Source organism: Citrobacter sp. Cpo074, from assembly GCF_030332745.1.
Lineage (GTDB): Bacteria > Pseudomonadota > Gammaproteobacteria > Enterobacterales > Enterobacteriaceae > Citrobacter > Citrobacter portucalensis.
Map to the genome: position 1 here is coordinate 81,666 of NZ_JAOWHG010000032.1, position 13,675 is coordinate 95,340.

Consider the following 13,675-nt stretch of genomic DNA (forward strand, 5'->3'; position numbering starts at 1 on the left):
ACCACTGGGTACCACGCATCGCCTCCCGAACTCACACTAAATTGCGGGAGCTTTTCCATGACAAACAAAACTCATCCGATATCATCCAGCACCCAGACAACCACATCTTTACTGAATGATCAGCTCGTTGATATGACGTTCATCACCGCCTATACAAACATGACAGACAAATGGTTCTACCGATTAATTTCAGAGAATGCGTTCCCTGCACCAATTAAGCTGGGTCGCAGTTCACGCTGGCTAAAAAGCGAAGTGGAAAAATGGATGCTGGATAGAATACAAGCATCTCGAGGTTAGAACCTTTAATGCTGGTGTTTTACACAGGAAGGCTACGTAATTTAATATAGGTTTTTTAATATAATTACACTCACTCTCATTTGTTCTTATATTCATCGCTTACTGTCAATGTCTCTTTTAAACACCCTCGCAAATACTATTGCAACAACCAACCTCATCTTTAAAGTAATAATTAATTTAAGTATCAGCTCAGCATTGCCTTAAAGAAAAGTCTTGCATGAAACATCACTAACTTAGTGCTTGCACTGACTTCTCTCATCATCAGCAGTGGAATAATCATGCTCAAAAATTCAGATAGAAATTTTAATGAAGACTGGTTCCTGGCTTCAGTTCTCAATGCACACATCGATGAAATGATAAACAGATACTCATGCCTTTTGGCATTACGCATGGATTTTTTCTACAAAAAGAAAAGTGCCAGGTATTCACACTTAAATCACCAAACACTTGAACATGACTTGCGTGTACTAATGGAGAAAATGACAAAAGAGAAAGGTGTGGTGGGCTATTTCTGGGTTGTCGAATGGACTGAACGACATAGATACCATGCGCATGTCGTATTCTGGCTGGACAGACAAAAAACACAGCATTCTTATCCCTTTGCCCTTACAGCAAATACAATTTGGGAGGAAATAACGCACCGGGACGGCGTATCGCACCGATGTGAATATCGGCCGCAGTATTCTAGAAATATCAATATACCTGTTCGGTATAACGATCCGGAAAGTATTAACAATATCCGTCATGTTCTGAGCTATCTGGCTAAGGAAGAACAAAAAGAAGGTTTGTGTGCATACGGCTGTAATGACGTTCCTCCACGCTCAGCGGCAGGGCGTCCACGTAAGCCAGGCCCCTGATCCTACGGCTACGCAACTGGCTCGGCATCCTGTACAAACCCCGTTATTACGGCGATAAATAATGTCCTCGCAGTCGTGACTGAACCTGCCCCTGGAAGCCTGACGTTCCGACCTTTACTGAATCAACAATTCACAACTCCATTTATACCCGACAGGTAAACTGTCGGGTATTTCTCATACCTGTCAAACAAGGGAAATCAAAAAATGAAACAGCCATAGAACACAATCGCGGTAAAAGTGGCGGAATATCGTTTACACATCACCCGGCTAAGGGTCTGCCGGGATAGCCTGGCTGGATGTTGCAGTGATGCCGAGCGGCGTGGCTGGCGTTTGAGAGCACTTGAGCAGTTAAGTACAGCCTCATCGCTCTACTGCCAAAGGGCTAACTCTGCCGATACCAGCAGTGGAACAGCCCTTCAACTCTGGCTAAACATAGTAACCACTGGAACCTCCGTTGCAGATTAAGTCGTTTCTCCAGCTCGACTCTCAGACATGTTTACTATGGTTTCCTGGGAAAATAAGTTATTATTTCTATAATTCTGGAAATATAGAAATATGAACCTTATGAATCTTTCAAAAGCAGCAGACACCCTGAAAGAGCTGGGTCATTCTACACGACTAAGCGTGTACAGGGAGCTGGTTAAAGCCGGACATAAAGGGTTACCGGTTGGTGAACTGCAGAAGCGGCTCGAAATCCCAGCTTCTACACTGAGCCATCATCTTTCCTCGTTGATATCAGTTTCTCTGATACGGCAGGAACGTCAGGGCAGAACGCTTTTTTGCCACGCTCGATATGAAAACCTTGAGGCTCTGATTGCCTTCCTGACAGAAGAATGCTGCTCAGGGACTAACGACTGCCTCCCCCTGCCCCAGAAGACGGAGAAGTAAAATGACAGGTGATCTTAAGAATGTTGATGCGGGTTTGTTCGACACCTCAATCACAGAAGCAAGATTCGGTGTTCCTGCCGTTCCTCATCCGCCGCGAATCCTCATGCTATACGGCTCTGTACGTGAACGCTCTTACAGCCGATTGGCAACGGAAGAAGCGGCAAGATTGCTGACAGCCATGGGCGCAGAGGTTCGGATCTTCAATCCCTCAGGCTTGCCTCTTCCTGATGATGCGCCTGACTCGCATCCTAAAGTCATGGAACTGCGCGAGCTGGTTCGTTGGTCCGAAGGGATGGTGTGGTGTTCCCCTGAACGCCATGGTGCGATGACCGGCATCATGAAAGCCCAGATTGATTGGATACCGTTATCAGAAGGCGCTGTTCGCCCTTCGCAGGGTAAGACACTGGCCGTTATGCAGGTCTGCGGTGGCTCTCAGTCTTTCAATGCCGTAAACCAGATGCGAATTCTTGGCCGCTGGATGCGGATGATCACCATCCCGAATCAGTCCTCCGTGGCAAAAGCCTGGCAGGAATTTGATGAAGATGGACGAATGAAACCGTCGTCTTATTACGACAGGATCGTGGATGTGATGGAAGAACTGGTGAAATTTACTCTGCTGACCCGAGGTAACTCAGCCTATCTCGTTGATCGCTACAGCGAACGAAAAGAGTCTGCAGAAGAACTTTCACGGCGGGTTAATCAGAGCAAAATTTGAGGGCTGGTATGAGTGATGTAACGGCATTCAACAACTGCATGAGCGTGTTCTGGCGTCAACATGAAGCCGAACTCTCCCGCTTTCTGACATCGAAGACAGGTGATAGCGAAAAAGCAGCAGACCTTCTGCAAGAGCTATTCCTGCGTGCCCGCGCTCATTCAGACAGTTTCTGCGAAATGGAGAATCCGCGAGCCTGGCTGTATCGGGCGGCGAGGAATCTGCTGATTGATGAGTACCGCACCACCAGGGAATTCGTTGAGCTGGAAGATGATGCCCCATTAACTGATGCATCCCCTGATGCAATCTCAACGCTGGATATTTGCCTGCCTGAAACATTGCAGGCATTACCTGAAGATGAGCGGTGGTTGATTGAAGAATCCGACCTTAACCGGCGTCCCCAGCAGTCCCTGGCCGATGAACTGGGAATCACGCTTACGGCGTTTAAATCCCGTTTGCTACGGGCCAGAAAGCACCTGAAAGAAACGATGACAGAACTTTGTCAGATTGAGGCGGATGACACGTCTCCCGTCTGCTGCCACAAAAAAATGAATTAATCGCGCATCTTTTTCCCACCACCTTCGTTTACCTCAGTGTAAAGCCAAATGACTAAACACTGAGGTAAACAATCCATGTCAAAAATAGAGATCTTTGAAGCAGCAGGCTGCTGTGCAACCAGCAGCGTAGTGGTCAGTGACGAAGCCATCAAATGGAACGCCAGCGCCGAATGGGCGAAAAAAAATGGCGTTGATATTCAGCGCTACAGCCTTGCGAAGAACCCGCAACAGTTCCTGAATACGCCTGTCATTAAAGAGTTTCTGAACACATCAGGGATGGAGTCCCTTCCTGTCACCTTGCTCGACGGCAAACTCGTGATGGCAGGCAAACTGCCAACTCGTGAAGATATCGCCCGTTGGGCAGGTATTCCGCTTACTCAGGACTGGAGTGAAGACAGCGCACAACCACGCTGCTGCAGCATTCCACGTATGCCTTAATTCCAGAGGAGCTATCACAGATGAATATGCCATTTTTAAAAGACATTCCCCCGTTCATCTTCTTCACCGGTAAGGGTGGCGTGGGTAAAACATCTCTGGCCTGCGCTACTGCGGTCTGGCTGGCCGATCAGGGAAAGAGAACGCTTCTGGTGAGTACTGATCCGGCATCCAATGTCGGTCAGGTATTTAGCCAAACAATCGGCCACCGAATTACAGATATCAGTACCGTAGAAAATCTTGCAGCGATGGAAGTTGATCCGATGGCTGCGGCGCAAGCCTATCGTGACCGAGTGCTCGACCCGGTTCGTGGGCTGATGCCAACTGAGGTGGTCAGCAGCATTGAAGAACAGCTCTCCGGTTCATGCACCACGGAAATCGCGGCATTTGATGAGTTTACTGGTCTTCTTACCAACCATGAGTTGCGGGAAAAGTATGACCATATCGTATTTGATACTGCGCCAACCGGTCATACCATCCGTATGCTTGAGTTGCCGGGGGCCTGGAGCGGTTATCTCGAAGCGAACCCTGATGCCGCCGCTAACCTCGGGCCGCTGGTGGGGCTGGAGAAACAACAACACCAGTACTCAGACGCGGTTAAGGCGCTCTCTGATGCTGCACTTACACGTCTGGTTCTGGTTGCCCGCGCCCAGACTTCAACACTGAAAGAAGTCTCTCATACGCACGATGAGCTGTATGCAATTGGTTTGCAGCATCAACACCTTGCCATTAATGGTGTGCTGCCGCCGTTTGCAGGTGAAAATGATCCGCTGGCGCAAAGTATTCTGGCTCGAGAAGAAAAAGCATTACAGGCAATGCCAGAGAACCTGGCGAACCTTCCCCGCTCGCAGCTGTATCTGAAGCCATTTAATCTGGTCGGTCTGGAAGCCCTGCGTCAGTTATTTACGGAGAACAAAGCCTCGCTGCCGCTCCCTGCTACCACGCTGAATACTTTGGATTTACCGAAACTTTCCTCACTGGTAGATGAACTCAGCCAAACAGGCAAAGGGCTGGTCATGACGATGGGTAAAGGCGGAGTGGGTAAAACGACCGTAGCGGCATCGGTAGCGGTATCGCTGGCTAAGCGTGGTCACAAGGTCCACCTGACCACATCCGATCCGGCGGCACATCTGTCTTACACCCTGGATGGCTCGCTGCCAAATCTTCAGGTTAGCCGTATCGACCCGAAGGTGGAGACAGAGCGCTATCGCCGCTTTGTGCTGGAAAATCAGGGCAAAGGATTAGACGCTGAGGGACTAGCAGTGCTGGAGGAAGATCTCCGCTCGCCATGTACTGAAGAGATCGCCGTCTTCCAGGCATTCTCGCGGATCATCAAAGAGGCTGACGACCATTTTGTCATTATGGACACAGCGCCAACGGGCCACACGCTTCTGCTACTTGATGCAACAGGAGCCTATCACCGGGAAATGGTGCGTCAGATGGGGCAAACACATGACCATGTGATGACGCCAATGATGCAATTGCAGGACCCGGAGAAGACAAAGGTGATTATCGTGACGCTTGCCGAAACGACACCAGTACTGGAAGCGGCGAACCTACAGCAGGATTTACGTCGCGCTGGCATCGAGCCATGGGCATGGGTTGTGAATAACAGCCTGGCGGCAGCTGAACCATCTTCACCTTTCCTGAAGACCAGGGCTAGCCGCGAGCTGCCTCTCATCTCTGATGTGGGAGAGCAGTATGCAAAGCGTATTGCATTAACAGCGCTACAGAGCCAAGAGCCGGTTGGTATTAACCTTCTGGAAGAAATGGCGAAGTAACAATGAAGGGGGCAGTTGCCCCCTTCATCTTTATTTCAGTCTTTTACCTGCTTCATTAACGACTTTTTCACCATCTTCTTTGGCGAAAGCCCCTTTCTGAGATTCTGGCAGGATATCCAGAACGACTTCAGAAGGACGGCAAAGTTTAGTTCCCAGTGGCGTCACTACAATCGGACGGTTAATCAGGATCGGATGTTGCAACATAAAGTCGATTAGCTGGTCGTCAGTAAATTTATCATCTGCAAGACCCAGTTCCTCATACGGTTCGACGTTCTTACGCAGCAAAGCCCGGACGGAAATGCCCATATCTGCAATGAGTTTGACCAGCTCATCGCGTGAAGGTGGAGTCTCAAGGTAAAGAATAACGGTCGGTTCAGTACCGCTGTTGCGGATCATCTCCAGCGTATTACGCGACGTGCCGCAGGCTGGGTTGTGATAAATGGTGATGTTGCTCATGTCAGTATCTCATTACGAAGTGAAAGAGAGACGTAGCGCCAGCGCGGCCAGCGTTACAAACAGCACAGGCAGAGTCATGACGATCCCGGTGCGGAAATAGTATCCCCAGGTGATGGTCATATTCTTCTGTGAAAGGACATGCAGCCAGAGCAGCGTTGCCAGGCTACCAATAGGTGTAATTTTCGGGCCCAGATCGCAGCCAATCACGTTGGCGTAGATCATCGCTTCTTTGATAACGCCTGTTGCGGTGCTGCCATCAATAGAGAGAGCGCCAACCAGCACGGTAGGCATGTTGTTCATGATGGAAGACAGGAAAGCCGTCAGGAAGCCAGTACCAAGCGTCGCAGCCCAGAGTCCTTTATCCGCCAGTACGTTCAGCACACCTGAAAGGTATTCGGTTAGCCCAGCGTTGCGCAGACCGTAGACCACTAGGTACATCCCCAATGAGAAGATGACGATCTGCCATGGCGCACCGCGAAGCACTTTGCCAGTGTTAATGGCATGGCCTCGTTTCGCCACCGCAAACAGAATGACAGCTCCTACAGCAGCAATCGCGCTGACCGGGATACCCAACGGCTCAAGGACGAAAAAGCCAACCAGAAGAAGGATCAACACTATCCATCCGGTTCTGAAGGTTGCCAGATCTTTAATCGCTTTTGCAGGTGCTTTCAGGAGAGCCAGGTCGTAAGTCGGCGGAATATCTTTGCGGAAGAACAGATGCAGCATCACCAGCGTGGCGATAATAGCGGCAATATCCACCGGCACCATTACCGACGCATACTCAGTGAAGCCCAGCCCAAAGAAGTCTGCAGAAACGATGTTAACCAGGTTGGACACGATAAGCGGCAGGCTGGCTGTATCGGCAATAAACCCGGCAGCCATGACGAATGCCAGTGTCGTGCCTTTGCTGAACCCTAATGCCAGTAGCATGGCGATGACTATCGGCGTCAGAATAAGTGCCGCACCATCGTTGGCAAACAGTGCCGCCACCGCTGCACCGAGCAGAACGATATACGTAAAGAGCAAACGGCCACGACCGTTACCCCAGCGCGAAACATGCAATGCCGCCCATTCGAAAAAGCCTGATTCATCAAGCAGCAGGCTGATAATAATCACGGCAATAAAGGTCGCCGTCGCGTTCCAGACGATATTCCACACCACCGGAATATCGCCCACATGCACAACGCCAGATATCAGAGCCAGTCCCGCGCCCAGCATTGCACTCCAGCCGATCCCTAATCCCTTTGGTTGCCAGATAACCAAAACAATGGTCAGGACAAAAATAGCGCCTGCCAGTAACATAAAACCTCCTGACAGGGCGACTTTGCCGCCCTGTATATGCAAAAAAATTAACTCATCAACTCTCTGAGCTTTTTAATACCGGCGGGCTCTGACGCCAGCACCGGAACAAGCGCTATGCGCTCAGCGTGCTGATTCTTAACAGCCTCAATCTGAGGCCGTTCCTGCCGGGCGCGCTGGCAAAGCAACGGAGAACGCGTATCCGCAATGGAAAGGCTGTTATTGATAATCCAGCCCCACGGATGAATTCCCGCTCTTTCAAGATCAGCCTGCAGGTTTGCCGCTTCCAGCACCGGTGTGGTTTCAGGAAGCGTAACCAGCAGAACTTTGGTTCGTTCCGGGTCCTGAAGCTGCATCATGGGGGTAGTAAAATGACCTTTACTCCCCATTTTTTTGGCAATCTCTCGGTGGTAAGCCCCGGTCGCATCCAGCAGCAACAGCGTGTGTCCGGTAGGGGCGGTATCCATAACAACAAAGCGCTTACCCGCTTCACGAATCACGCGGGAGAAGGCCTGAAACACGGCAATTTCTTCAGTACAGGGAGAGCGTAAATCCTCTTCCAGTAGCCGTTTCCCTGCTTCGTCCAGATCTCTTCCCTTCGTCTCAAGAACATGCTGGCGATAGCGTTCGGTTTCATCGTGAGGGTTGATGCGGCTGACCTGCAGGTTTTTGAGGCTACCGTTCAGCGTTGTACTCAGGTGCGCAGCAGGATCAGAGGTGGTGAGATGGACATCAAATCCCATATCCGCCAGCCTGACAGCGATGGCAGCAGCCATCGTGGTTTTACCCACACCACCTTTGCCCATCAGCATAATCAGGCCGTGTTCGCTGCGAGCGATATCATCGACCAGGCCAGAGAGCGATAAGTTTTCAGGCGTGTACAGGATGTTCGTTACCGGGAGCGGTAATGCCTCAGAACGGGTATCCAGCAGTCCCTTCAATGCTGAAACACCAACCATATTGACTGGCTGTAGTAATAGGGTATCTGTCGGTAGCTCAGATAAACCGGCAGGAAGATTTGCCAGTGCCTCCTGCTCACGTTGCCATATAGCAGCGGCCAGGGCGTCATATTCAGTTTCGGCTTTAGGCAGCACACCATTAATCACCAGATACTGGTTTTTCAGGCCAATTGCAGCCAGTTCTTCATGGGTGCGGGCGACTTCCTGCAGCGTAGATTTCTGCAGTCGTGCAACCAGAACCAGGCGGGTACGTTCAGGATCGGATAACGCCTCTACTGCATGAGCATACTGCTCACGCTGCTTTTCCAGCCCGGCCATTGGGCCAAGACAGGAAGCACCATCTGGATTACTTTCAATGAAGCTACTCCAGGCACCGGGAAGCTGGAGAAGGCGAATCGTGTGGCCCGTCGGCGCTGTATCAAAAATGATGTGATCGAAGCGGGTCAGCAGGGAAGCGTCTGTCAATAAGCCAGTGAACTCATCAAACGCCGCAATCTCAGTGGTACAGGCTCCTGAAAGCTGCTCGCTGATACTGTTAACAACGTCATCAGGCAAAAGACCTTTGATAGGATCAACGATTCTGGAGCGGTATTGTTTGGCGGCTTCCTGCGGGTCGATTTCCAGAGCGGAAAGTCCAGGAACTGCTGCCACAGGGTGAATGGTATTACCGATAGCCTGATCGAACACCTGACCGACATTGGAGGCTGGGTCAGTACTGACCAGCAAAACCCGCTTACCCTGTTCAGCAAGGCGGATAGCCGTCGCGCAGGAAATAGAAGTTTTTCCTACACCACCCTTGCCGGTAAAAAACAGGTAAGGCGGGATATTCTGTAAGAATTTCATATGTCCTCCTGACATATTCAGCAACAGGAAGTATTACCACCACAGCAGCTGGTGGGAGCTAACCCTACCTTCTCCAGCGGAATACCGAACCAGCGAGCCAGCTCAGCGCGTTTTGGGTATCGCCCTGCCATCACCGTTTCACCGTCCAATAGCAGTAACGGAAGACCTTCTGCTCCAGATGCTTCGAGGAATGCTTTCGCTTTCTCATTCTGAACAAAGCTCATGGGCTGCTGCGCCAGGTTGTAACGTTCAACCTGTACACCACGTCCTTTCAGCCACTGCACATCAGCAGAAAAATCAACCAGAACCTGATCGACATCTGAGCCACATACGCCGGTACTGCAGCACATTGCCGGGTCAAACACCGTTAACGTCTTCATTCTGAATACCTCACATTTGGAAAAACATATATGTTCAGGCAAATTTTTTAGATGCAAACAGCCTTACCGCTACCAGAGCAGTTTGCCGATGCCAGCTTACGGGCGATGGCCTGTACGTCGTCCTGTTGGCTTAACCAGGCCTGCTCAATCACCTGAGCAGCCCAGAATGGAATATGCGGGGATAAGCGATAATGAACCCATTTCCCCTGCTTGCGATCCAGCAATAGACCGCTTTCCCGGAGCATTGCCAGATGGCGGGAGATCTTGGGCTGCGACTGATCCAGCGCTGTACAGAGATCGCACACGCACAGCTCTCCCATCTCTCTGAGCAGCAGTACGATCCCTAGACGGGTTTCATCGGAGAGGTTTTTGAAGAGTTGTAAGGATGTTAGTGACATCTGGCCTCCTGTCCTATTGAAGTTAGGATACTCCCATAAGGACCAAAATCAATATTCACATTCGAAAAAACATATGTGTTATTTAGAAGGATTTTTTTTGCTAACGATCAATAATTACGGCTAACACACTAAAATCTAGTGAATTAAAGTGTTATACAGTTCCTAGAATACACACTTCATTGTTGGTTTAGCTGGCTTATGCGCCAAGGAATAGAATGTGATAAAAAAGATTAAAATCTCTGGTTACAGAATCTACAAACAATTGATTTTAGAGCCAAATTCAAAGCTCAACCTGATAGTTGGGGGGAATGAGGTTGGAAAATCAACCCTAATGGAAGCAATAGCCTTAGCGCTAACAGGCAGAATCAACGGAAAAGGAGCTAATGATGAATTAAATCCGTATTGGTTTAATACAGAGCTAGTCGCTGATTTTGTTGAAAGAAGACAAAGAGGTGAAAACATTAGTCTACCTGAGATTAAAATTGAGCTCTTTTTTGATAATACGCCAGAATTACAAAATATATGTGGAGCTATTAATAGCGACCATCCAACAAATGCATGCCCTGGTGTATTATTCCATGTACTGCCCAATAGTGAATATAATGAGGAGATAGAGCAATGGCTTATAAGCCCTACTAAAATATTACCTGTAGAATTCTACCGTATAGAATGGCGTTCTTTTGCTGATGAGAAACTTCTCAATAGGCCTCGGCAATTAACAACTGCCATCATAGATTCTAAAACTGTTAGGTCCTCCACATCAATCGACTATCATTTAAGGCAAATAATTAATGATCATCTTGCTCCAATAGAAAGGGCAAAAATATCCTTATCGTACAGACAAGTTAAAGCATCTATGGCCGGAGGTGTACTTGGTGATATCAATGAAAGAATAAGCAAATTAAATGCCTCATTACATGATAAAACCATCATTTTAGATATGGATCAAAGTAGTCGAACCTCTTGGGAAGGCGTTGTATCCCCTCATGTCAATGAGGTCCCTTTTTCTATGTCTGGGCAAGGTCAACAAGCTGCCATCAAAATTTCTCTGTCTATGGGACGTCACGCTGAAAAGACAAAATTTGTGATGATAGAAGAACCAGAGAACCATCTTTCACATACCAGTTTATCAACACTACTTTCTCGAATCGAAAAGTTATCTAGTACTAGTCAGCAATTGTTCATTACAACGCATAGTACTTTCGTATTGAATAGACTCGGACTAGATTCGTTAATTTTAATTGGTAATGAATCTGTAAGCAGAATCAATGGCCTATCTCCAGATACTGTTTCTTATTTCCAGAAACTGCCTGGTTACGACACACTCAGAATGGTCTTGGCAAAAAAAGTGGTATTGGTCGAAGGCCCATCTGACGAAATAATTTTCGAACGTTTCTTCAAAGATACATACCAGCTGCGCCCTATGGAGGTCGGTATTGATGTTATAAGCATGAGGGGACTATCACTAGCAAAATGTTTGGAGTTATGTGCCGCTCTCGATAGGCCTGTTGCCTCTCTCCGAGATAACGATGGAATTTCACCAGAAGATCTTGCGCTCCCAGTTCAAGGATGGCTGAAAAAAAACAGAAGAGAGCTATTTATTGGAAGTGTAGTTACAGGGACAACATTAGAACCACAACTAATTCACCACAATGGTGAAAAGTTACTTCGTGAAGTATTAAACATAGAAGATAGAGCAGATCTTTTAACATGGATGAGTAGAGAAAAAACAGAAGGGGCCTTGAGAATTTCAGTCTCAAAAAAGGCACTCACACCACCTAAATACATGAGCGATGCGATAAGGTTTATTTATGAACAATGAGTTAATCTTGGCTGTAGCAGGTTCAAGAAAAACACAAGGAATCATTGATCATTGCGCGAGAATAGATGGTCAAAAAAGAGTATTAGTTTTAACATTTACTCAATTCAACCAAAATGAAATTCGCAATCGGTTATCTCATTGTGCAGGAAACAGCTCACATATTGAAGTGCTTGGGTGGTACACTTTTTTAATCCGACATTTTGCCAAACCGTTCCTCCCCTATAAATTCCCTGGACAAAGAATTTTGGGATTTAACTTTGATGGAAGGCCATACATGATGGCAAAGGGTATCAACAGATTTTTAGATAAAAACAACCATGCTTACGCTTGTGAGCTAGCTCGACTAAGTGCAGAACTGATTAATGCAAGCCAAGGGGCATTAATTTTTAGACTTGAATCTATGTATGATGAAATACTTATTGATGAAGTTCAGGATTTGAGCGGCTACGATTTAGACATATTAGATTCTTTGTTAGCAACGGCTATCAATTTGAAAATGGTTGGAGACATGCGGCAAGCTGTTCTTTCAACCAATCCAAGAGGAAGCAAGCATAAAAAATATCAAAATACTAATATGCTTTCTTGGTTTTTGGAAAGAGAAGAGAAAGGAATAATAAAGATAATTGAACGTTTTACAACCTGGAGATGTCATCATTTAATATCTGATTACGCCGATACTATTTTTTCACCTGAATGGGGTTTTCCTAAAACAAAATCTGAAAATCACACTGTTACATGTCATGATGGGGTTTTTCTTGTAATGAAGGAGCATGTTGAAGATTACATCAAAACATTTAAACCACAATGCTTGAGAAACTCAAAAAGCAGCGGTAAGGCCTATAATTTCGATTTTATTAATTTCAAAGCATCTAAAGGTTCAACTTTCGAACGAATCCTAATAATTCCGACCTCAGGAATTGAGACTTTTATTCAGAAAAACGAGTATCTTGAAAGTACTGCCGCCGCAACATTTTATGTTGCAGTTACGAGAGCTCAGCAAAGCGTAGCAATAGTCGTGGGGAAACCTGGGCAATCAAACTTACCAATATGGAAACCATAAAATGGACGTTTACTCATCATTTTCTAATGTTATAAACTTTAAGCGCTCAAACATTTCCATTCCAGGAATATATAAAAGATATGCTATTTTATTTGATAAAATAATATTCAATAGATACGGATGCCCAATAGGAAACCATAACTTATTCGCAAGTCTAACTGAATATACATCAACTTTTGCAAGTGATGAAAAAGATTTAAAAAAGAAACTAAATCTTTCCAAAAATAAAAAATTCCAAGATTTATTTATCGATTTATGGGATTTATTCGAAAACCCAGAAAGCTTAAATAATGAAGCCAGGAACTATGTTTCAGAACATCAAAGTGAGACCATATCTAAATTCTCATGGGGACGAGCCCTCATAGACAAAGAGATGGGAATTCATAACCATAATAGTGAATATAAGGCAGCAAGCATAGTTTGGGGAGATATTAGCTCCGATCTTGGATTTAATTTCCTATTGAAAAACAACCATAAAAACCTTCATATTAACTTTGCCCCCGTGGTTGCCTCAGCGGTTAACTCAGCCCAACAAACATCCAACATACAAAACCTTTTCGCAACTGACCTAATCATCCCAAACTTTGAAGAACTAACCTGGGATCAAATTTTAGAATTAAGAGAAGATAAATATATTAAAGCATTTAGAAAAAAATATTTCTCCATCGAGACGAATGACAAAAATATAGATTTAGAACTTAATTCTGATTTAGATGAAGCCTTATGGGATTTAGCCTCACAAATAAGACCTAACATCACAAAATCCATTATGGAAGCAGTATTAAGCAACCTACCACTCCCTTCAATTGCAAATCCATTTGGAATTTATTATGGAGCAAGAGACACATTGAGAAACATTGAAAATAAAAATAACCACTCCTGGGTGTATTTCATTCAATCGGCAAAAAAAAACAATGTCATTAAATAATTC

General features: G+C 46.5%; 15 protein-coding genes. 10 read left to right on the forward strand and 5 right to left on the reverse strand.

Annotated elements, in window-relative coordinates; all coding sequences use genetic code 11:
- Nucleotides 1-57 precede the first annotated feature (57 nt).
- The 7 genes from OGX83_RS13855 (at nt 58) to arsA (OGX83_RS13885) (ending at nt 5,527) form a co-directional block, all read left to right on the forward strand.
- Nucleotides 58-297 carry a helix-turn-helix transcriptional regulator gene (locus OGX83_RS13855; protein ID WP_004129359.1) on the forward strand — a complete coding sequence of 80 codons (240 nt, stop codon included), beginning with the start codon at nt 58-60 and terminating at the stop codon, nt 295-297.
- Nucleotides 298-575: 278 nt separating this feature from the next.
- Nucleotides 576-1,154 carry a rolling circle replication-associated protein gene (locus tag OGX83_RS13860; protein ID WP_284887243.1) on the forward strand — a complete coding sequence of 193 codons (579 nt, stop codon included), beginning with the start codon at nt 576-578 and terminating at the stop codon, nt 1,152-1,154.
- Nucleotides 1,155-1,718: 564 nt separating this feature from the next.
- Nucleotides 1,719-2,042: an ArsR/SmtB family transcription factor gene (locus OGX83_RS13865; RefSeq protein ID WP_286588340.1), complete on the forward strand. Its 324-nt coding sequence runs from the start codon at nt 1,719-1,721 to the stop codon at nt 2,040-2,042.
- 1 nt (nt 2,043) lies between these two features.
- The gene (gene arsH, locus OGX83_RS13870) at nt 2,044-2,757 is read left to right on the forward strand and encodes an arsenical resistance protein ArsH (protein WP_008783811.1); all 714 of its coding nucleotides are present in this window, start codon (nt 2,044-2,046) and stop codon (nt 2,755-2,757) included.
- 8 nt (nt 2,758-2,765) lie between these two features.
- Nucleotides 2,766-3,311 (forward strand): sigma-70 family RNA polymerase sigma factor, encoded by a 546-nt coding sequence (locus OGX83_RS13875; RefSeq protein ID WP_008783810.1) that lies wholly within the window; start codon nt 2,766-2,768, stop codon nt 3,309-3,311.
- Between the two features lie 75 nt (nt 3,312-3,386).
- Nucleotides 3,387-3,749 (forward strand): arsenic metallochaperone ArsD family protein, encoded by a 363-nt coding sequence (locus OGX83_RS13880; protein ID WP_008783809.1) that lies wholly within the window; start codon nt 3,387-3,389, stop codon nt 3,747-3,749.
- 20 nt (nt 3,750-3,769) lie between these two features.
- On the forward strand, nt 3,770-5,527 hold the full coding sequence (gene arsA / locus OGX83_RS13885) for an arsenical pump-driving ATPase (RefSeq protein WP_008783808.1): 1,758 nt from the start codon (nt 3,770-3,772) through the stop codon (nt 5,525-5,527).
- 30 nt (nt 5,528-5,557) lie between these two features.
- Here arsA (OGX83_RS13885) and arsC read toward each other — a convergent pair whose 3' ends face one another.
- From arsC to arsR, 5 genes are read right to left on the reverse strand one after another with little or no spacing between them, the layout of a single operon-like run.
- Complete coding sequence (gene arsC, locus OGX83_RS13890; RefSeq protein ID WP_008783807.1) at nt 5,558-5,983, reverse strand: glutaredoxin-dependent arsenate reductase; 426 nt, start codon at nt 5,981-5,983, stop codon at nt 5,558-5,560.
- A 12-nt stretch (nt 5,984-5,995) separates the two neighbouring features.
- Nucleotides 5,996-7,285, reverse strand: coding sequence for an arsenite efflux transporter membrane subunit ArsB (arsB, locus tag OGX83_RS13895; RefSeq protein WP_008783806.1), 1,290 nt, complete (start codon nt 7,283-7,285; stop codon nt 5,996-5,998).
- Between the two features lie 47 nt (nt 7,286-7,332).
- Nucleotides 7,333-9,084: an arsenite efflux transporter ATPase subunit ArsA gene (arsA, locus tag OGX83_RS13900; protein ID WP_008783805.1), complete on the reverse strand. Its 1,752-nt coding sequence runs from the start codon at nt 9,082-9,084 to the stop codon at nt 7,333-7,335.
- A 17-nt stretch (nt 9,085-9,101) separates the two neighbouring features.
- Complete coding sequence (gene arsD, locus OGX83_RS13905) at nt 9,102-9,464, reverse strand: arsenite efflux transporter metallochaperone ArsD (RefSeq protein WP_000855179.1); 363 nt, start codon at nt 9,462-9,464, stop codon at nt 9,102-9,104.
- Nucleotides 9,465-9,511: 47 nt separating this feature from the next.
- Complete coding sequence (gene arsR / locus OGX83_RS13910) at nt 9,512-9,862, reverse strand: As(III)-sensing metalloregulatory transcriptional repressor ArsR (RefSeq protein WP_008783804.1); 351 nt, start codon at nt 9,860-9,862, stop codon at nt 9,512-9,514.
- 217 nt (nt 9,863-10,079) lie between these two features.
- On the opposite strand from arsR, the gene OGX83_RS13915 reads away from it, so the two are divergent.
- From OGX83_RS13915 to OGX83_RS13925, 3 genes are read left to right on the forward strand one after another with little or no spacing between them, the layout of a single operon-like run.
- Nucleotides 10,080-11,684 carry an ATP-dependent nuclease gene (locus tag OGX83_RS13915; RefSeq protein ID WP_008783803.1) on the forward strand — a complete coding sequence of 535 codons (1,605 nt, stop codon included), beginning with the start codon at nt 10,080-10,082 and terminating at the stop codon, nt 11,682-11,684.
- Nucleotides 11,674-12,744 (forward strand): UvrD-helicase domain-containing protein, encoded by a 1,071-nt coding sequence (locus tag OGX83_RS13920; RefSeq protein WP_008783802.1) that lies wholly within the window; start codon nt 11,674-11,676, stop codon nt 12,742-12,744. Before OGX83_RS13915 ends, OGX83_RS13920 begins: the two co-directional genes overlap by 11 nt.
- Nucleotide 12,745: 1 nt before the next feature.
- Nucleotides 12,746-13,672, forward strand: a complete 927-nt coding sequence (locus OGX83_RS13925; protein WP_286588303.1) for a hypothetical protein — start codon at nt 12,746-12,748, stop codon at nt 13,670-13,672.
- Nucleotides 13,673-13,675 lie beyond the last annotated feature (3 nt).